The following is an 18,707-nucleotide window of genomic DNA, read 5'->3' as shown; positions in this document are numbered from 1 at the left end:
GAGCAACCTCGCGGCATTGTACGCCGCCGAGGGCTGCCGGCGCGGGCAAAATGCGCCCGCGCCCCGGCTGGGATACCGCTCAGTTCTTGTATTGCGTGAAATTCTTCTTGTTCTTGCCGTGGATGTATTCGGACGCCGTCACGGCCGGATACTTGTCATGTCCTTCCGGAAATCCGAGGTCGGCCGGGTCCACGACGGCGTCGGGGTCCGGATCGAAGAAAACGACCAGCGAGTGTCGTTCGTTACCCGAACGGTTGATCACGCGGTGCAGGTTGGAACTCAGCTTCTCGTTCGTCCAGCGATTGAGCAGATCGCCGATGTTGCACACGAGCGTTCCTTCGATCGGCGCCGCCTCGATCCACTCGCCGTCCTTCGTCAGCACTTGCAGCCCGCCGTTGAGATCCTGCAACAGGAGCGTCAGTACGCCGAAGTCGGTGTGCGGCGCCGAGCCGAAACGCTCTTCGGCTTCATCCGACGCCGTGGAAACCGGGTAGTAGACGAGTTGACCGCGCGCCATCGGACTCGTGTAGCGCTTGGCGAAAAAGTCGTCCGGCATGCCCAGACCAACCGCAATCGCCGCCAGCAGACGATGACCGACCTTCATCGTGGCGTCGTAGTACGGCAGCAGATCCTGACGCAGCTTGGGAAAGTCGGCGTCCGGCCAGACGTTGTCCGCAATCAGCGAGTCGGTCTCCTTCTGCTGTTCAAGACGCGCCGACCACTGCTCCGGCCCCCAGAAGAAGATTTCCTTCAGGTCGTGCGTCTTGGAGCCCTCCAGACGTGCCACGCCGGTAGCCATCCAGCCACGCTGGCTCTTGTTCACCGGGCAATGCGCCTTGGTCTGCGACGGCAGCGAGAAGTACTCGCGCATCGCCGCCGTCGCCCGGTTCGTCACGTCGGGCGAGATGCCATGCCCCTTCACGTAGAAGAAGCCGATGCGCTGGGAGGCCTCCATGACCTGGGTTGCAACCGTTGCAACCGCGCTCTCGTCGCCGCTCACCAGCGCAGAGATGTCGATGACCGGGATATAGGATTGGTCGACTGCTTTTGCCGAATAGTACGCATCGGCCTTGTTATCGTTGCTCATCATCGCCTCAGGTATCACACCAGGTGGGAAAGGAAAGGTGCAACCTTTCGCCTTGAGAATTCGGGCCGAAAGCGTCGCAGATGCCCGAAATGCTGCCCAAACAAAATCATAAGTGCAACCCAATGAGACACAGGGTTAACCTTTATTAGAAAAAGTTGCACTTTTATTTTGTCGGTCCAAGAATCCACTTCGTCGAATGGATCACGAAGTGCAACCTTCGTTAAGCCAGCGAAGATCAACCCAACCAACAGACAGGGGTAAGTGATGAACAGACGCGAAATTCTGCGCCACTCGGTGGTTGCCGGTATCGGGGCCGCAGCCGCTGCTACGGTTGCAACGCCGGCGGCAGCGCAGGCGACTGCCGGGCAATCGACGTTCGATCGCGTGAAGCAATCCAAGGTGCTGCGCATTGCCGCGTTTGCGGGTGAGGAGCCGTACTTCCACAAGGACATCGTCTCGAACGTCTGGTCTGGCGCCTGCATCGACATGGCGAAGGACATCGCCTCGAACTTCGGCGCAAGTGTCGTCGAGGTCGAATCGACGTACGGCAACTCCGTGCTCGATCTGCAATCCGGCAAGGTCGATATCGCCTTCGCCCTGAACCCCACGCCGCAGCGCGCCTTGTCGATCGACTTCACCACGCCGATCTTCGTCCACTCGTTCACCGTCATCGGCCGCAAGGGCGTGGCGAAGGTGGCGAAGTGGGAAGACATCAACAAGCCGAACATCCGCATCGCCGTGGATCTGGGCACGACCCACGAAACGATCGCCCGCCGCTACCTTCCGAAGTCGTCGATCCTCGGTTTCAAGAATCGCGATCTGGCCTTCCTGGCGCTGACCAGCGGGCGAGCCGACTACGTGGTCGTGCTGACCATGCTGGCGATCAATGCCCTCAAGAAGAATCCGCAACTGGGCGATCTGTCGATTCCGAAGCCCGAACTGACCATGCCGGTGAACATGGGCGTTCGCACCGAGCCGGACAAGCGCTGGCGCGACTTCCTCAGCACGTGGGCCGACTACAGCCGCACGCTCGGCACGACCCGCGAATGGCTGCTCGCTGCACTCGCAAATGCCGGTATCAATCCGGGCAACATCCCACCCGAAGTGCATTTCTGAGTCGACGTCATGGGTTACAGCTGGGACTTCTCCATCATCTGGCAGTACCGCTCGCTCTTCGTGAGCGGCCTCTGGCTCACGCTGCTCTATACCGTGACGACCGTGGCCGCCGGACTGGCGATCGGGCTGATTGCAGGATGCGCGCGCTCGTTTGCGCCCAAGGCACTGGCCGCGCCGTTTCGCCTTTACATCGAGATCTTTCGCTGCACGCCGCTGCTGGTGCAACTGATCTGGATGTATTACGCCCTGCCGGTGCTGACCGGCACGACGTTGTCGCCGCAGATGGCGTCTTTCCTGACGCTGAGTCTTTACACCGGCGCCTTCTATGCCGAGATCTTCCGTGGCGGTATCGCCGCCGTCGATCGCGGGCAATGGGAAGCCGGCAAGGCGACCGGGATGCTGCCGACGATGGTGTTCCGGCGAATCGTGTTGCCCCAGGCGGTGCGCCTGATGATTCCGTCGTTCATCAACCAGACGGTCATGCAGTTGAAGAACACGTCGCTCGTCTCAACGATCACCGTGGCGGATCTGGTGTATCAGGGCAGCGTCATCACGGCGGCCACGTATCGTCCGCTTGAGGTTTATACGGCGATTGCCGTGCTGTATCTGGTCGTTCTGTTTCCGATTACCAGCTTTGCCGAGTACGTGGAGCGTCGTGTGGGAGGTGCAAAAGCATGAAGATGGCTGCCGAGCAAATGATTGCCGTCAAGGGCATCGGGAAGACGTTTGGCGAACACGTCGTTCTGGAAGGCATCGATCTGGATGTCAAGAAGGGGCAGGTCGTCTCGCTGATCGGCCCCAGCGGATCGGGCAAGTCGACGTTGTTGCGCTGCCTGAATCTACTTGAAATTCCGGATGCCGGCACACTCAACGTCGGGCCGCACGCGTTCGACTTCGGCCAGAAGATCGGTCGCGCCGGACATGTCGGTCAACGCGCGTCGGCCATGCTGCGACGCGATCTCGGCATGGTGTTCCAGCACTTCAACCTGTATCCGCACAAGACCGTGCTGGAGAACGTTACCGAAGGCCCCATCCACATCAAGAAGATGAAGCGTGCGGAGGCCAAGGATCTCGCCATGAGCCTGCTCTCTCGCGTGGGCCTCGCCGGCAAGGCCGATCAGTACCCCCATCGCCTGTCGGGCGGGCAACGTCAGCGGGTGGCCATCGCCCGCGCGCTCGCCATGGAGCCCAAAGCCATGCTGTTCGACGAAGCCACGTCGGCACTCGACCCCGAACTCGTCGGGGAAGTGTTGCAGGTGATGGCCGGACTGGCGAAAGACGGCATGACCATGATTCTCGTCACCCACGAGATGGCGTTCGCCCGCGAAATTTCCGATCGCGTCTGCTTCATGGACGCCGGCAAGATCGCCGGCTCGGGCGCACCGGAAGATATCTTCGGCCGACGTGACAATCCTCGCATCATGTCGTTCCTGGAGCGCTTCGCCTCGTAGCCTCATAGCCTCCTAACCCCGACCCCCGTTTTTCCGAAACACAGGGTCAACATCAACGTTAAGCACGCAAATTAATTAGGATTACAAATGAAAAAGCATGTGATCGCATCAACCTTGGCGTTGATGTCGGGGGCGGTGTTTGCGCAAAGTTCTCAAGGGTCGGTCTCGATCTACGGCGAGATCGATGCGGGGGTGTCGTACATCAACAATGCCGGCGGTGCGTCGACGACGCGCGCCCGCAGCGGCGCATGGGACGGTTCGCGCTGGGGCTTTCTCGGCAACGAGGATCTCGGCGGCGGCTATCAGGCGATCTTCCGGCTGGAAAACGGTTTCGACGCCATGACGGGCAATCTCGGCCAGAACGGCCGTGAGTTCGGGCGTCAGGCGTATGTGGGGGTCGGCACGCCCTACGGTGTGATCACCGTCGGTCGTCAGTACGATCCGATCGTGGACAATCTGGGCACGATTCTGGCGAACGGGCGCGGCTCGTCGCCGATGTTCGATCTGGACAATACCGGCAACGATTACGCGACCAACAACTCGGTCAAGTTCAAGAGTCTGAACTACAAGGGCTTGTCGTTCTCGACGATGTACGCGTTCGGAGGCGTGGCCGGGCAGATGGGCACGAACAGCGCCTGGGGTGCGGGCGTGAACTACAGCAACGGCCCGCTGTCTGCCGGTGCGGCGTATACGTCGGTACACAATCCGTATGCCGTCTGGTACAACAGCACGGGCGCGAGCAGCATTGCCACCTACGGCGCTTATCTGCCGTCGGCCAACGCCCTGAACATTGCCGCCGTCGGCGCGGCCTACGCGTTCGGTCAACTCACGGTGCGCGGCGGCATGACCCATTCGGTACTGACACAAGCCGCTGCGGGTAACAACGTCCAGTTCAACACCTACGTGCTGCAGGGCGACTACATGCTGCGCCCCGACATTCGCCTGTCGGCGGCCGTCGACCTGACGAACGCCGGTATCGGTGGCACCGGCAAGCGACCGAAGTATCGCCAGTACAACCTCGTTGCCGATTACATCCTGTCCAAGCGCACCGATGTTTATGTGTGGCTGATTTACGGGACGGCGGCGGGCAGCGACGTTGCCCAGATCGGGCAGTTGCCGGCGTCGTCCACCAACCGGCAACTCAACACGCACATCGGTATTCGTCATCGCTTCTGATCGTACAGACGGCTGACAACGCATCGACGGTCGGCGGGCGGCGCGAGGGACCTCCTCGCGCACGCTCGCACGGCCGTTTGAGAGAGACTTGGTAAATGTCCGACAACACCCTTCCGATCGCCGTGCTCGGCGGCGGCATCATCGGTCTTTGCACCGCGGCGAACCTGCTCCGGGACGGTCATCGCGTGCTCGTGATCGACCGCGGCGACGCGCAGGCCGCAGCGTCTTACGGCAACGCCGGCTGCCTGAACGGTTCGTCGATCGTGCCGAATTCGTCGCCCGACGTCATGCGTCGCGTGCCTCGCTGGCTGTTCGATAGCGAAGGCCCTTTGGTGTTACGCGCCGGATACCTGCCGTTCATGCTGCCGTGGCTGCTGCGCTTTGCGGCGTCCGGTCGGCGCGAGGCCATCGAGCAACAGGCGGCGGCGTTGCGCGCATTGCTCGGCAGCAGTCTCGACGAGACGCTCGCGCTGGCGCGTGAGACGGGGTTGTCACCGCTCATCCGCCCGGTCGGACACACGGTGGCTTATACGACCTCCGAGGGCTTTCGCGCCGACGGCGTTGCCATGTCGCTGCGCGAGCGCAACGGGGTACATGTCGAGGTGCTCGACCGGCACGCGCTGAGGGCACGCGATCCGCATCTGTCCGACCAGTTCGTTGCCGGACGATACATTGCCGAGACGGGACATGTCGGCGATCCTGGCGCGTTTCTGGCGGGACTCCGACATCACGTCACATCACACGGCGGGCGCATCGTCGACACGGAAATCAGGACGCTCACGACCGACGGCTCGGTCGTGACATCGGTCGTGACGGCGTCGGGCGCCATGCCGGTCAAGGGCGTTGTCATCGCGCTAGGCGCCTGGTCGAAGACCCTCGCGCGGCGACTTGGAGACAAGGTGTTGCTCGACACCGAGCGCGGATACCACATCGAGGTGCCTGAAGCGCCTGTGGCACCGAGCACGCCCACGCTGTGGTCGGAAGCGAAGATGTTCGTCACACCGATGGACGGGCGCGTGCGGTGTGCGGGAACGGTGGAGTTTGCCGGGCTGGCGCGAGGACCGGATTGGCGTCGTTGCGATTTGCTCGCTCGACAACTCGGACGCATGTACCCGGGCATCGGCGCGCATCTGCAACATCGGCCCGTCGCGCCGGAGCGGCGCTGGCTCGGCTTCCGGCCGAGCACGCCTGACTCGCTGCCGGTCCTGGGACGCGCGAGTCGCATGGCGAACGCCTACTATGCTTTCGGGCACGGCCATGTCGGATTGACGGCGGGGGCCGCCAGCGGACGAATCGTCGCGGATCTGGTCGCAGGTCGCACGACGTCCATCGACCTCGAACCGTTTTCCATCGCACGCTTCGCATAGCGTCGTGCCTCACCTCTTCACAGGAAAACCAGTCATATGACGACGAATCTCAGGAAGCCGCTCCGCATCGGTATTGCGGGGTTGGGCGGTGTCGGGCAGGAGATTGCAAAGCGATTGCTCCGTCGCGACATTCCCGACGCCGAACTCGCTGGTGTGTATGCCCGCGACAAAGCACGGGCGACGCAAACGCTCGCGGCGCTTGGCGGCGAAGGCGTTGCGGTGACGGGACTGGGCGAACTGGTCGAGCGCTGCGACATCGTCTGCGAATGCGCGACGGCGGATGCCTTCCCCGAGATCGCCAAGGCCACCCTGCTCGCTGGCAAGACGATCGTTGCGGTGAGCGTTGCCGCGCTGCCGAACAATCTGGAATTGCTGGATCTGGCGAAAACGCATGGCGGCCGCATTCGCGTGGCCAGTGGTGGATTGCCGGGACTGGATGCCGTGCGTGCGATGAAGGAAGGGTGCATTCATTCGATCAAGCTGACGACGACGTTCCGTCCGGAATCGCTGGCGAAGGAACCGTACGTACGAGAGAAAGGCTTCGACTTCACGCAACCGCCGGCGTCACCGGTTCTGGTGTTTCAGGGCAATGCCCGGGAAGCGGGGGCAGCGTTCCCCCGCCACTTCAACGTTGGCATCACTTTGAGTCTGGCCGGCGTAGGATTCGACGCCACCGAGATCGAAGTCTGGGTCGATCCCAACGTGCGAGGTGCCGTCCAGCACATCGAAGTGCGCGCAGACGACGCCGACCTGACGCTCGAGAGCCGCAACATCCCGTCGGACAATCCACGCACCTCACGCATCGTCGCGCCAAGCATCATGGCGACGCTGCGCTCGTATGTGGATCATCTTTATGTGGGGTCTTGAGCGGGGGATGTTCAGGCCAGCATCGTCAGCTCGAACGCCAGACACTGCAATTTCCCCGCTTCGCCGCGACGCCAGACGGAAAAGTCAGCCTGTTGAAAACCGGCCTGCATCGTCGCATCCGGCACCCATCCCTCGGCGAGTTGAGTGCCGTCTACCGCGGGCGCGGATGTCCCTTCGAGATGACGCGTCGCCCACACGAGCACAACGTCGCCGAGACGTCGCGTTCGCAATGCCTTTGTCTGCATGACACGCATCTGTGCTTCCAGTTCAAGCTTGATGTGGCCAGCCTTGTCGAGCAAGGTCCCATCAGGCAATGTGACCAAAAAACCATCGTCATGAAATGGTTCGATCCGCGCGCGATCCCCTGCGATAACGGCGTCGGCCCAGGCATCGAACGCTTGCCGGATATCGTGCAAATCTTCCGGGTGATTCCATTGCGACAAGTGATTCATCGTCTCTCTCCTTTATCTTGGGTTTTTCGATGTTTCATGCTGCGCGCCGACCGGACCGATCATGTGGTGATGAAAGCATACCCACGTATCTGCAACATTGCGCCAGGCCGACGCATAGGCCAGTCGATTTTTCCCCAGTAGCCCATGCATCGACTCCAGACTCGGCATGTGGGCCCCCAGATCACCCGCAAAGGTTTCGGCGACATCGGCAACGGCCAGCGACAGCACAGTGTCGCCGACGCGTTGAGCACGCACGGCAATGAAACGGATGTCGGCCGTTTGCATCTTCTTGTCCGCCTCGATGAAACCCGCCTTGTCCAGACGCAGGCCCGGATAAGGGCGAGCGGTGAACTCGAAATCTTCGGCGAGATGTTCGTCAAGCCAGGTGAAGGTGTGCGTGCGCAGGGCATCGACCCACGCCTGGTACAGGGACGCAATGATCGCTGATGCGTTATCGAGGTCGTCGTCGACCACCATGACGGTTCTCCGGTTTATCGTTCTGGCTGTTGGAATAGGTTCGTCAGGCATATTCCCAAGTTCGGCGATGCGTCATATTTCTCGACGGGGGGCATCGGAGTCACTATCGGGTAGGTAAGGTGACGCACCGGACGCCCACCTTCTCGCCCCCCCCCCAATCGAAAAGGTCCTCCCCCCTCTCGCAGCCCCATCGTCGGACGTCTCCCGCCATACCATGTCGGAAGGCTATCGATAGACGAGAGCCGCGCCTCAGGAGTCCCCTTATGCCGCAGACGACAGCGATCTCCCCATCCCGCGAAACGCCCCTGGACGATGGTGGCAACGCCGTGACCTCGGTCACCTCAGATCGCTCGCTCGGTGCGCGACGCGACCGATACAGGATTGGCGCTCACGGCATCGACGCGACACGCCCGACACTTCCGCCCCGGGCGGTGCGAGTGCAGACCGATACGCTCGCCGTGCAGTTCGATGCGCGCAAGACAGCGCTCGTCGTCATCGATATGCAGAACGATTTTTGTACGCCGGGCGGATGGTTGCACTCCGTCGGCGCGCCGGTCGAACCGATGCGCAAACCCATCGCCCCCATCAACCGCGTCAGCGCCGCCATGCGCGATGCCGCAATGCCTGTGATCTGGTTGAACTGGGGGAATCGTCCCGACTTGCTGAATGTTCCGGCTGCCGTTCGCTTACCCTTCGACCTCATGGGAGAAGGCATCGGGCTGTCTTGCGCACAGAAGATGAACCCCTTTGCGCAGGAAGCGCTCGGGAGTCGCGTGCTCGAGAAAGGCAGTTGGGGGGCCCGCATCGTGGACGAACTTGAGCAAGCCGCGGACGACATCCACATCGATAAATTCCGGATCAGCGGCTTCCCCGACACTGGGCTGGACTCGATACTGCGCCGCCTGGGCATCGATACGCTGATCTTTGCTGGAGTGAACGTCGATCAATGCGTATTGGCGACACTAATGGATGCGACGTTTCTGGGTTACGACGCGATGTTGCTTGAAGACTGTGTCGCGACCTCATCGCCCGACTTCTGCACTGAGGCTGCGCTGTACAACGTACGCACCGTCTTCGGCTTCGTGTCGTGCAGTGAGCGCCTCGTCCGGGCACTGTCATCGGCGCCGGGCATCGACGACACTGTCCTGGCCACCGTCGATGCCACGTGATACTCCACAACATTGACGCTGCTGGACGCGCCGCCAGATCTCGCTGACGGCGTCCTCCCGGCTTCCCACCTGCAACTTTCCGTAGATGGCTTTCAGGTGGAACTTGACGGTCTCCGGCGACAGTGACAGATCGCGAGCAATTTGCTTCGTTGCACGATCGCCGGCGAGGTGCAGGAGAACATCGCACTCGCGCCGCGACAACACACCGAGCGAGGCCATGTGATGTCCCAGTTCCCGTTCCCAGACGCGAAGCACCGTCTCGGCGGCAGACGCCTTCGCCTGCCCCGCCGACCGAAGCGCCCAGAGTTCACCGATCAGCGCCGGCGCATGCTCCAGAAAGACCTGAGCGGGCGGCATCGGATCGCATCGATCGAGGGCGTCGCACAACAAGGCGCTGGCCTGAGCGTGTCGCCCCAAACAGTAGAGCGCCTGTGCCTGCATGGCCTCGCCTGTCACTTGAGCCACGACACGCTGCTCGGCAGTGGCCGCCTGCGCCAGTGCCCGCGCCATCGCTGAGGCCGTCTCATAATCGCCCGAGGCCATATGGAGATAGCATCGGGCACGCGCCAGCGAAAACGTGATGCACCACGGCACGTCCGGCGACAACCAGAGTCTGTCGGGCGAGTATTCGACCTTAGCCGACAGCGAGCACAGCATAATCGTCATCCGGTCGAACAACGCCTGCGCAGACGCCATATCGCCCAGTCGGCTGTAAATCTCCACTCGGGTAGCATCGATGAGCAGCAGGCATGTTTCGCGGCCCTGCTCGGCGGCTTCCACTCGGGCACTGTCAAGGACATGCAGCGCGCCGTCCGGATTGCCCGACGCCATCTCGCAAAATGCGCGGCAGATGACGCCGCCTTCGGCGACTTCAAGAAACGGCGACTGACCGGTCGTAGGCATCTGTCCGAAACAAGCTAGCGCTTCTTCGACGTTGCCCCGCACATAATGCAAGCGCCCGAGCAAAGCATAGGCCATTTGTCCGAAGGCGCTCTGTTTCGAGCGCAACACTTCGAACTCCTTTCGCAGCATGTCGGCCAAATGCAGTTCGGCGATGGCGAACTGCCCGCCGTGAAATGCATTCTGCGCTTCGTACAATGGTTGCCAGACGGTGTTGGCCTCGAAACGAAATCGGGCATTCAGTTTCGCGAGCGCCGCCGTGCGCGCCCGTGAAACATCAACGCTGAGACATCGCTGCACATGTAACAACGCCACGATCTGTACGATTCCCAACAATCGCGGGTCCATATGCACGCGACGTTGAGCCTCGTCTTTTAATGTGTCGAGCATCTCCCAAGGCGAAAACACGAGGCTCCGCTCGCCCAGTCCCAACGCCAATACGGCGCGAGCATAACGCAGATCGATCCACGCCGGGTGCGTGTCGTCGGCCAGCCCCTGCTCGCGCAAATCGGCTTCGATGCCATCGAGCAACGCCGCATTTTCCAAGCCGTTGTTCTCCACGACGTCGAGACATATCGCCATGAGGCGCAATCGAACGTTGGCATCGATTACCTGCGCCGGGAATATCTCCAGCAAACTGGCGACGAACCACATCCCGTGAGACACCCCGACGCGGAATCCACCGGCACGATCCACAATGCGGCAAGCCAGCGACGGTCGATCGGCTCGCAACGCATGTGCGATGGCGTCGAACAAGAGTCCTTTCGATTCGAAATATGCGCTGGCACGGATATGCATGCGGGACACAGCGGTCGCGTCGCGGCACTGTATCGTGTGACGAATGAAATCGCGCAGTTGCGGATGAACACGCGCCTGGAGCGCATATTCGTCCACATTGACAAGCGGATGCAGGTCGCGCAGACACGCAATCGTGCCCGCGCTGTCGTTGCGCCCCACAAGCGCATCGGCACTCGATGGGTCGATGTCGGACAACACGATGGTAGCTTCCAGAAAGTCCCGTAGTCGAGCAGGTACGAGTCGCCAGACTTCATTGGCCATGTAGTCGAACGCCTGCCGCGCGGGGACTAGCCGGGATGCGTCGTTCAGCCAGTGCGTGGTGTCGACGTGTGGCAGACTCAACCGGACGAGTTGCAGCATGACGGCCCACCCATCGCACGTTTCGACAACTTGACGACACAGCGTCGGGTTGAGTTCGTCGCCGAAAAGGGAACGTGTTTCATCGTGATTGAACTTCAACTCTCTTGCATCTACCAAACGCACCGTGCCTTGCAAGGCCAGACGCATGATATCGAGCGTCCCGGTCTCCCGGCAGCCGACGAATACGCTGACGTGCGGCGCGAGACTCACGATGATCTGTTCCAGCAACGCGCACGTCTCGGGCGATACTGCGCGCTCGAATTCGTCTATGATGACCGATACGGGGCTACGCTCCGCGTCGTCTGCGCCGATGGCTGTCAGCACCATTCCCCCCGACGTCGCACTCCCCGGCACTTGCCAAACGCGACACGCCTGGGTGAGTGAGTTCATGAAGGCGTTTGCAGATCGATCCTGCTCGTCGCAATTGAACCAGACGACGATCTCGCCGGTGCTCGCCAGATGCTCGCCGAGTTGCGCGAGCAATGTCGTCTTGCCAAATCCTGCCGGCGCGACGACAGCGCAGGCTTTCGCCTGCGTGGGGACTCCATGGGTGACGCGTTCGAGCAATCGTGTTCGCCTGACGGCGGTGTCGGTGCGTACGAGCGCCTTGAACTTTGGCGATAACGAGGCGGTTGCGACCGTTTGCATCAGAGGTTCTCGCATGGAACTTGAGAAGCGCTCCGACGCATCCCGACATATCGTCGAATCACGAGATAGGTGACGTACAGCGCACATGACGCGAACAGCGCGTCAAGCGGCGCAATGCCCGTCATCGTCCACCCGCTCACATGACCTGCCCACGCAACGCCGCTGCCCACGCCCCAAGCCACGAATGCCGCCCCTCGCCACGCGGGCGGTGACGCAGGCGCGCGATAGACGCGCCATCCGCACGTCAGGTAATGATGGGTGAGGTAGACACCGGCAATCGGAGGAATCGAGATACTCATGACGATCAGATACGGAATGACTCGCTCGCTGATGCCCGCCAGCCCCGCAACGGTTCCGATGGCTGCGGCAATCAGCGATAGCTTCCAGCGCGACCTGCCCGGAACCGTAGTGACCAGGATTAAAGACGACGCATACAAATTGAAAGCATTCGTCGTTACCGCAATCAGCACTACGGAGAGCATGGCGGGAAGGCCCAGCCCGAGGGCCAGCATCACGACCACAAGATCGGTCTGCCCCGCGGCCACGCTCGGAATACCGGCGAGCGTCAGCACTAAAGGAAAGAATAGACCATAACCGAGAACGCAGGCGATCGCCGCCTGTGTGGACGTGCGCGCGAATCGGGTGATGTCGGGCGCCAGCATCGCACCGCCGACCAGACCGCCTACCACCATCGATATACCGGTCATCACGGAGAAGTCGTGGCTTGCCTGCATTCTGAGCACCTCGTGCCACGACATGCGGTGCATGGCTACGACGGCGGTCCAGACAAGCACAGCGATCTTGAATGGCGACGCGAGCAGGCTGAGGATATCCAGCGCCCGAAAGCCGATAGCGCTGACCAGGGTCATCAACAGGCAACCGGCGAATGCCACCCAGGCGGTGGACACGGATGGCATGACAGGTAGCAGCATCGGGAGCATCGCTTGTCCGAACATCATGGCAATGACGCCAAACCATCCGAGAATCGCCACCACAATCACCACGTTCACGACTTTCCCGCCGGTCTGACCGAATGCTTGCTGAATTAACTCATAGCTTGTGCGTCGGCTGCGCGCGCCGGCGATTGCAGCGGGCAAGGCGACGGCGGCCAGAATCGCCCCTCCGAGGAGACTGGCCCGAATGCCGCCGACGACGCCAAGCGCATGACTCAGATTGGCGCCCATCGTGAAAGCGGGTAACGCAATCATCACACCGAGCAACATCAGGGTGATGCGAAGGCCACCAATGCGGTGTCCCTCGCTCTGTGGCGGGGGCGAAGGTGAGATTTGAGCGACTGACGCCTGATCGTTGGCAGTGTCGTCAATAAGGCTGGAAGGTGACGGCGTAGATGACGCTAGTGTGCCGTGCCGCTGATTTTCGTTCATGGCGGATCTCCGCATTTGAGGCAGTGCGAGCGGCGCCTGGGTGTCTCACTGGGATTCCCCACGCGCTGCCGGACGTATCAGTTGAAGGCTTTGGAAAAGACCAGATACCCCACGGTTTGCGTCATCGAGTTGCGGGCATACAGCGGCAACTGCAATTTGAATTTGACGCTGCTTTTCCATTCGGGAATCGTGTAGGCGATCACGGGGCCGATCGCAGCGGAACCGAACTTGTTGCCCCCGGGAATCGGCAATCCGTCGCGCTGGTCGCCGGACATTTGGGTGGCGTAATAACCGGCGACGCCGATTTGCCATTTGCCGATGCGTTCACTGACGGCGAGATCGACGTCGAATACCGGCCCGTTCAGATAGCCGGTGGCACGGTTTTTCGTCGCAATGTCCCAGTAGAAATTTGCGCTGAACTCGGTGCCGTCGCCCAGCCAGTTCGGGCCGGTGAGGTATGTCAGGGCAAAGTTGGGAATCAGATAGGTGACGTTTCTGCCCGTCGATACGATGGCATTCTTGTCGTAGCGTCCGGTGCCGAAGAGCATGGAATAGGCCACACGGACGGTAAGTCCGGTGGGCGGCGCACCGTGAGCGACATCGGCGCTACCGAGATAGCGACTCCAGATCAGCAGATCGGAATAGAGGTCGCCCGTACCGTCGTATTTTTGAGATACGCCGTTCAGGTGGATGTTTCCCGTGGACAGACTGCCTTGCACGGTGGTCCCAAGGGTTCCACCTAGCCACTTGACCGGATACACGTAGAGCAGGCCTGCCGCAACGACACCGCTTTTGTTCTGAATGGCCGTGTCATCGGCACGCTTTCCGTTATCACCGTAGAAGTGGTCCCCATGGGCATATCCGGCAACGGCGGCGCCGTAAAACCCGGAGGCGCCCGGCAAATAGGCCGCACCGATATCGGAACCACCGACGGGGCCACCAAAGGCCGGGCCTTCTGCGGCATTCGTGGACGACCATGCCAAGCACAACAGTGCCGTAAGTGTCCCTCCGCACACTCTGATGAGTGATGTCACGATTTTCATAATTTTGGTCCAAACGTTGAGTGAGGTGAGCGCTCACCAAAATCGTATGGCGCCATAAAACCGATGCTTTCGTAGGCGGGGGGGTTACGGCAGGCTTATTGGGGGGGATCGGGCTGCGGTGGATCGTGACTGACAAATGCGCCGAGGCGCGATGTTATGGACAACCTGTTGGCGGAAACAGGTATTTTGGAGCGGTTTTCAGAGCACGACGTGCGTTTCAGCGCGGTAAATATTTTCCGCAAGGACGCATGCCCCCTCCCGGAATTCCGAGAGTTAAGACACGTCCCCAGGGGACATTTCGAGAAAAACTACGTGTTCAAATCAAATTGACGCTGCCCCGGCGAAGATATCAATTCCCGCCTCTATCGCCGCCAACGGTAGAACGCGCGCTCAACTCATCGATTAGCCAGTCTTTGAATGCCGCAATAGGCGGAGCGTTTTCACCGCCCTTTTTATAGACGAGGTAATAAGCAAGCTCACAGCTTTGCACAACGTCAAACGGGCGTACAAGCCGACCTTCCTGGAGATCGTGTTCGACGAGCGACGTACGCCCGAGCGCCACGCCGCTGCCAGACATCGCGGTTTGGTAGGCCGCGGCCGAGTCGTTGATCTGGATCCCACTCTCACAATCCACGACTCCATGGTAGCCCGCTCGCTGCAGCCACGATCGCCATGTCGGAAAGGCGCCCGAGGACTGCATGGAAACGTCGTGAATCAAGGTGTGATACTGCAGATCTGATGGCGTTGAGAGCGGGTGCTCGCCTTCCAACAAGGCTGGACTACATACCGGGAAGAATTCGTCTCTGAGGAGAAATGTGGAGGCGAGATCGGGCCACGTGCCTGAACCGAACCGGATCCCGACGGCAATCCGATCGGCAGTGAAATCAGCGAGACGATTGCTCGTATCGATACGCAACACATAATAGGGATGACGCCGTTGGAATCTCCCTATGCGGCGTAGAAGCCATTTGTCTGCAAACGCTGCCGGCACCGTCACTGTGACGACAATCCGCGATTTGCTGGCTTTGAGTTGCTCCACGGCCTCCGACAGCAAATCAAAACCGGATTGCAGTGAGGGCAATACGGCTCTGGCGCTGTCCGTCAGCATCAAACGCGTGGCGCCCGACGTCGCCCGGTGGAAGAGTTCGACATCAAGCGTGTCTTCCAAGCCCCGAATCAAATGTCCGACGGCAGCAGGCGTGACATTCAGCTCCTCGGCGGCCGCGGCATAGCTAAGGTGCCGCGAGACCGCCTCGAATGCTCGAAGTGCGTTTAGATTGTTAGGCGCGCGCATAAGCTAGGCTCACAATTGCGGTGTAGGCATCTTCCCAAGGCACGCACGCCCAGTCAATCACGTAGATGGCGCCCCCTTGGTCGATCGAGAGAACTCGCGCCAACGTAGGTCCATCCACGTGTCATGCTCAGATTTGCGACAACCCGCCATCCACGACAAGCTCCGAACCCGTAGAGAACGACGCATCATCACTCGCCAGGAATAGCGCAGCCTTTGCAATCTCGGAGGCGTCGCCGAAACGCTTGAGCGGCACCAGCGCCTGAATCGCGGCCGCCGTTTCGGACAGTTGCCCTTCGGTCAGACCGAGCTTCGTATGAAAGGGCGTCGCAATAGGACCGGGGCTGACGGCATTGACACGGATGCCGCGTGGAGCCAGCTCTGCACCCAACGAGCGAACGAGCGAACGAATGGCCGCCTTCGTTGCGGAAAGAATCGACAGACCCGGGGTTCCGACCGAATTCAGGAAAGACGTCGTCGCAACAATACTTCCGCCGTTCGACATGAACGGAACAGCCTTCTGGATGGTAAGAAACAGTCCGGTGAAATTCAGCGAGAACTGCTCTTGAATCATCTCCGGCGTGATCGCTTCAAGCGGAGCAGCGGTGCCCGCGCCGGCGTTTGCAAACACGATATCGATATGACCGAACGTTGCGGCAACATCCCCGATCGCACGGTCAATGTCGGATGCCACGCGCAGATCGGCGGTCAGTACAAGGGCATCGCTGCCGAGTGCTTCAGTCGCAGCGGCGACGCGAGATGCATTGGTGCCAATGACGGCAACCTTCGCACCTTCTGCCATAAACAGCTTTGCCGTTTCCAACCCGATACCGGAAGTACCGCCCGTGATAAGTGCCACCTTGTTCAACAACTTCATGATGAATCTCCTGAGAGGGAATTGACCGAGAACCATTTGTGCCCTCGATGGACTGTATTTTGGAAATCGGCACGCCTTCCGACAAATGAGAAGAACTTGCTCCCTTCAGTAGAAAATCTAGTGCGAGACGCGAAGTGTATTGCGCCAGCAAAACCTGCACGGGTTAAGCGGCAAGAGCGAATGACTTGGCGGGGGGCAAATAGTACTGACCTCCTCCCGAAAACCGAGCACCTTGGCCTGGAGATTTCCGGCGTCAAGGTGACCTGCAGTCGACGTTCCACGCCTTCAACAGAGCGGCGATCGATGATCGCTCGCACTCGCGAAAAGCGTCTTTGATTTCCTTCCACAATCCTCCGATGATCCGCGCCCCCTCGCCCGCTTTCGCTTCGGAACCAACGGGTGCAAAAGAAATGATTTTTTCAAGCGCCGTTAGGCGTAGTTCCTCTGGCAATTCCTTTATCCGCGGTCCCAATATCTGGCTGTAGATTTTCTCTATTCCGAGAATCGATCTGCTGGGGAAGAATGGCTGTGGATGTTGTTCGTGCAAATGCCTTTCAAGGCTCATCAAAAACGCTTCATATGACTCGCCATCGGCCAACGCATTACGCCATTCACTAAATATCGAATGGCACTCTTCGACGGACAAGGCGTAGTTGGTGGGCAAGGTGTAAGGCTCAGCGTACGGTCGACATCCGCGAAACGACAGTTCCGGTCCGCGAGAGAGGCGGCGGGCAAGCGCTTTGTCGCCTACCGCATCTGGTTGGTGGGATGTGCCACTGAGAAGCGAATTTTCGCAAACACAGGGCGCGAGGTTCGTTGCTCGGACGAACGTATCAACCGGTTCGGTCTTTACTGGAGGAAGACTCGTATGCGGGGACGACTTCACAGCAGCCGAAACGGATGTCGACTGCGTGGCGAGAGCCGTGGGACTGGCAATGGGAGGAGTGATTGGCATGATGAGGTTCCGTCAGTCATTGGAATCTCACCATCCTGTTGCTCATCGAGCGGCGCAGCTTCTGTATCGTGACACAGAATATCGGGATCGCTTGCGTCGGCGCGGCGCCTGAGCAGGCAACATCCATGAATGGTAAACGTGCAAAGGGCTTCCCTACCGGGAAGCCCTTTGTTTGTTCTTGGCGGAGAGAGGGTCCGCCAACCCAAATTCCACGAGATACCTAGAAGATCCAAAGACCCCATATTTGACAAGGGATCCAGCGATGGATGAGGCCATCGACTTCCAGAATATTCCAGACAAATCCAACGACAATTTGATAGTCATTTTGATAGTCAATGAATAGAATCCCAGTATGGCAAACGCAATCAACAAACTTAGCGCGCTCCAGGTCAATCGACTATCGAAGCCCGGACTGTATGGCGACGGGGCAGGTCTTTACTTGCAGATCACTAAGGGAGGGGTCAAATCTTGGCTGTTCCGGTATATGAGGAACGGTCGAGCTCGTGGTATGGGTCTTGGCCCCGTCCACACAGTCAGCTTGTCGGATGCTCGCATCAAGGCGCTCGACGTTCGCAGGAAGCTTCTCGCGGGAATCGATCCACTCGACGCGAAGCAACAAGATCAGGCTTTGGCAAAGGTCAGTGCAGTCAAGGTGACCACGTTCGACGAATGCTCTGCGGCCTACATTGACGCCCATTCGAGCGGCTGGAAGAACGCGAAGCACGCTGATCAGTGGCGCAATACGCTCGCGACCTACGCCTCCCCTCATTTTGGGTCCCTGCCGATTACTGAACTCGACACCGACCTGGTCATGAAGGCACTCGAGCCGATTTGGACCTCAAAGACCGAAACGGCATCACGCGTTCGTGGTCGGATCGAATCTGTACTCGACTGGGCTACAGCACGTGGACACCGTGTCGGCGAGAATCCAGCAAGATGGAAAGGCCACTTGGACCATCTGCTTCCGAAGCGCTCCAAAGTGCAAGCAGTGGTTCACCACGCAGCGCTACCTTATGCGGACGCCCCCAAATTCATGACGCAGCTTCGGACCATCTGACCTGCCCCCTTCAATAGAGCCAATGGGCTTCTAGCAAAGTCCCGTTAAACCAGCTCCTGGAAAGCGGCAGGAGCATCCGCGATTGCTCGATGTTTCGCCGCAAACTCTGACGGCGCAAGGTAGTTCAGTGCGCTGTGCGGCCTTTGCTCGTTGTAGTCCTGACGCCATGCCGCGATGACAGCCCGAGCGTGCGCGAGCGTCGTGAACCAGTGCTCGTTAAGGCATTCGTCG

18 protein-coding genes are annotated in these 18,707 nt (G+C 60.1%); 8 read left to right on the top strand and 10 right to left on the bottom strand.

What is annotated here, in order from left to right; all coding sequences use genetic code 11:
* Nucleotides 1-79 precede the first annotated feature (79 nt).
* Nucleotides 80-1,087 carry a 2-oxoglutarate and iron-dependent oxygenase domain-containing protein gene (locus C5N93_RS00955; protein ID WP_242557950.1) on the bottom strand — a complete coding sequence of 336 codons (1,008 nt, stop codon included), beginning with the start codon at nt 1,085-1,087 and terminating at the stop codon, nt 80-82.
* 264 nt (nt 1,088-1,351) lie between these two features.
* Here C5N93_RS00955 and C5N93_RS00950 point away from each other — a divergent pair, with 264 nt between their 5' ends.
* From C5N93_RS00950 to C5N93_RS00925, 6 genes are all read left to right on the top strand, one after another.
* Nucleotides 1,352-2,203, top strand: coding sequence for a transporter substrate-binding domain-containing protein (locus C5N93_RS00950; RefSeq protein WP_069341388.1), 852 nt, complete (start codon nt 1,352-1,354; stop codon nt 2,201-2,203).
* A 9-nt stretch (nt 2,204-2,212) separates the two neighbouring features.
* A complete protein-coding gene (locus C5N93_RS00945) occupies nt 2,213-2,881 on the top strand; it encodes an amino acid ABC transporter permease (RefSeq protein ID WP_069341389.1) in 669 nt (222 codons plus the stop codon).
* A complete protein-coding gene (locus tag C5N93_RS00940) occupies nt 2,878-3,654 on the top strand; it encodes an amino acid ABC transporter ATP-binding protein (protein WP_277990162.1) in 777 nt (258 codons plus the stop codon). Before C5N93_RS00945 ends, C5N93_RS00940 begins: the two co-directional genes overlap by 4 nt.
* A gap of 87 nt (nt 3,655-3,741) precedes the next feature.
* The gene (locus tag C5N93_RS00935) at nt 3,742-4,830 is read left to right on the top strand and encodes a porin (protein ID WP_242557949.1); all 1,089 of its coding nucleotides are present in this window, start codon (nt 3,742-3,744) and stop codon (nt 4,828-4,830) included.
* 95 nt (nt 4,831-4,925) lie between these two features.
* Nucleotides 4,926-6,197, top strand: a complete 1,272-nt coding sequence (locus tag C5N93_RS00930) for an FAD-dependent oxidoreductase (RefSeq protein WP_242557948.1) — start codon at nt 4,926-4,928, stop codon at nt 6,195-6,197.
* A gap of 36 nt (nt 6,198-6,233) precedes the next feature.
* On the top strand, nt 6,234-7,064 hold the full coding sequence (locus C5N93_RS00925; RefSeq protein WP_242557947.1) for an aspartate dehydrogenase domain-containing protein: 831 nt from the start codon (nt 6,234-6,236) through the stop codon (nt 7,062-7,064).
* An 11-nt stretch (nt 7,065-7,075) separates the two neighbouring features.
* On the opposite strand, the gene C5N93_RS00920 is transcribed toward C5N93_RS00925, so the two are convergent.
* On the bottom strand, nt 7,076-7,516 hold the full coding sequence (locus tag C5N93_RS00920) for a nuclear transport factor 2 family protein (protein ID WP_242557946.1): 441 nt from the start codon (nt 7,514-7,516) through the stop codon (nt 7,076-7,078).
* 12 nt (nt 7,517-7,528) lie between these two features.
* Nucleotides 7,529-7,993, bottom strand: a complete 465-nt coding sequence (locus C5N93_RS00915) for a nuclear transport factor 2 family protein (RefSeq protein WP_242557945.1) — start codon at nt 7,991-7,993, stop codon at nt 7,529-7,531.
* Between the two features lie 458 nt (nt 7,994-8,451).
* Here C5N93_RS00915 and C5N93_RS00910 point away from each other — a divergent pair, with 458 nt between their 5' ends.
* Nucleotides 8,452-9,162 (top strand): cysteine hydrolase, encoded by a 711-nt coding sequence (locus C5N93_RS00910; protein WP_242557944.1) that lies wholly within the window; start codon nt 8,452-8,454, stop codon nt 9,160-9,162.
* Here C5N93_RS00910 and C5N93_RS00905 read toward each other — a convergent pair.
* The 6 genes from C5N93_RS00905 to C5N93_RS00880 all read right to left on the bottom strand — a co-directional run bounded on the left by C5N93_RS00905 (nt 9,109) and on the right by C5N93_RS00880 (nt 17,128).
* A complete protein-coding gene (locus C5N93_RS00905; protein ID WP_242557943.1) occupies nt 9,109-11,868 on the bottom strand; it encodes a LuxR C-terminal-related transcriptional regulator in 2,760 nt (919 codons plus the stop codon). The genes C5N93_RS00910 and C5N93_RS00905 overlap by 54 nt on opposite strands.
* Nucleotides 11,868-13,253: a cytosine permease gene (locus tag C5N93_RS00900; protein ID WP_242557942.1), complete on the bottom strand. Its 1,386-nt coding sequence runs from the start codon at nt 13,251-13,253 to the stop codon at nt 11,868-11,870. Before C5N93_RS00900 ends, C5N93_RS00905 begins: the two co-directional genes overlap by 1 nt.
* A 77-nt stretch (nt 13,254-13,330) precedes the next feature.
* Complete coding sequence (locus C5N93_RS00895) at nt 13,331-14,296, bottom strand: transporter (RefSeq protein WP_242557941.1); 966 nt, start codon at nt 14,294-14,296, stop codon at nt 13,331-13,333.
* A gap of 349 nt (nt 14,297-14,645) precedes the next feature.
* On the bottom strand, nt 14,646-15,590 hold the full coding sequence (gene gcvA, locus C5N93_RS00890) for a transcriptional regulator GcvA (protein ID WP_242557940.1): 945 nt from the start codon (nt 15,588-15,590) through the stop codon (nt 14,646-14,648).
* Between the two features lie 127 nt (nt 15,591-15,717).
* The gene (locus tag C5N93_RS00885) at nt 15,718-16,464 is read right to left on the bottom strand and encodes an SDR family oxidoreductase (protein ID WP_242557939.1); all 747 of its coding nucleotides are present in this window, start codon (nt 16,462-16,464) and stop codon (nt 15,718-15,720) included.
* Nucleotides 16,465-16,717: 253 nt separating this feature from the next.
* Nucleotides 16,718-17,128, bottom strand: coding sequence for a hypothetical protein (locus tag C5N93_RS00880; protein ID WP_242557938.1), 411 nt, complete (start codon nt 17,126-17,128; stop codon nt 16,718-16,720).
* A gap of 643 nt (nt 17,129-17,771) precedes the next feature.
* On the opposite strand from C5N93_RS00880, the gene C5N93_RS00875 reads away from it, so the two are divergent.
* Nucleotides 17,772-18,476: a DUF4102 domain-containing protein gene (locus tag C5N93_RS00875; RefSeq protein ID WP_242557937.1), complete on the top strand. Its 705-nt coding sequence runs from the start codon at nt 17,772-17,774 to the stop codon at nt 18,474-18,476.
* A 44-nt stretch (nt 18,477-18,520) separates the two neighbouring features.
* Here C5N93_RS00875 and C5N93_RS00870 read toward each other — a convergent pair.
* Nucleotides 18,521-18,707: transposase (locus tag C5N93_RS00870; protein WP_242557936.1), on the bottom strand; the 187-nt coding region annotated here is incomplete at its 5' end.

Origin of the sequence: Pandoraea sp. LA3 (genome assembly GCF_022696215.1) — a bacterium.
GTDB lineage: Bacteria > Pseudomonadota > Gammaproteobacteria > Burkholderiales > Burkholderiaceae > Pandoraea > Pandoraea capi.
This window is presented reverse-complemented; position numbering and strand designations above follow the sequence as displayed.

Coding starts and splice junctions, on each gene's coding strand:
- C5N93_RS00955 (WP_242557950.1), bottom strand. CDS start 1,087: ATGAGCAACGATAACAAGGCCGATGCGTACTATTCGGCAAAAGCAGTC.
- C5N93_RS00950 (WP_069341388.1), top strand. CDS start 1,352: ATGAACAGACGCGAAATTCTGCGCCACTCGGTGGTTGCCGGTATCGGG.
- C5N93_RS00945 (WP_069341389.1), top strand. CDS start 2,213: ATGGGTTACAGCTGGGACTTCTCCATCATCTGGCAGTACCGCTCGCTC.
- C5N93_RS00940 (WP_277990162.1), top strand. CDS start 2,878: ATGAAGATGGCTGCCGAGCAAATGATTGCCGTCAAGGGCATCGGGAAG.
- C5N93_RS00935 (WP_242557949.1), top strand. CDS start 3,742: ATGAAAAAGCATGTGATCGCATCAACCTTGGCGTTGATGTCGGGGGCG.
- C5N93_RS00930 (WP_242557948.1), top strand. CDS start 4,926: ATGTCCGACAACACCCTTCCGATCGCCGTGCTCGGCGGCGGCATCATC.
- C5N93_RS00925 (WP_242557947.1), top strand. CDS start 6,234: ATGACGACGAATCTCAGGAAGCCGCTCCGCATCGGTATTGCGGGGTTG.
- C5N93_RS00920 (WP_242557946.1), bottom strand. CDS start 7,516: ATGAATCACTTGTCGCAATGGAATCACCCGGAAGATTTGCACGATATC.
- C5N93_RS00915 (WP_242557945.1), bottom strand. CDS start 7,993: ATGGTGGTCGACGACGACCTCGATAACGCATCAGCGATCATTGCGTCC.
- C5N93_RS00905 (WP_242557943.1), bottom strand. CDS start 11,868: ATGCAAACGGTCGCAACCGCCTCGTTATCGCCAAAGTTCAAGGCGCTC.
- C5N93_RS00900 (WP_242557942.1), bottom strand. CDS start 13,253: ATGAACGAAAATCAGCGGCACGGCACACTAGCGTCATCTACGCCGTCA.
- C5N93_RS00895 (WP_242557941.1), bottom strand. CDS start 14,296: ATGAAAATCGTGACATCACTCATCAGAGTGTGCGGAGGGACACTTACG.
- gcvA (WP_242557940.1), bottom strand. CDS start 15,590: ATGCGCGCGCCTAACAATCTAAACGCACTTCGAGCATTCGAGGCGGTC.
- C5N93_RS00885 (WP_242557939.1), bottom strand. CDS start 16,464: ATGAAGTTGTTGAACAAGGTGGCACTTATCACGGGCGGTACTTCCGGT.
- C5N93_RS00875 (WP_242557937.1), top strand. CDS start 17,772: ATGGCAAACGCAATCAACAAACTTAGCGCGCTCCAGGTCAATCGACTA.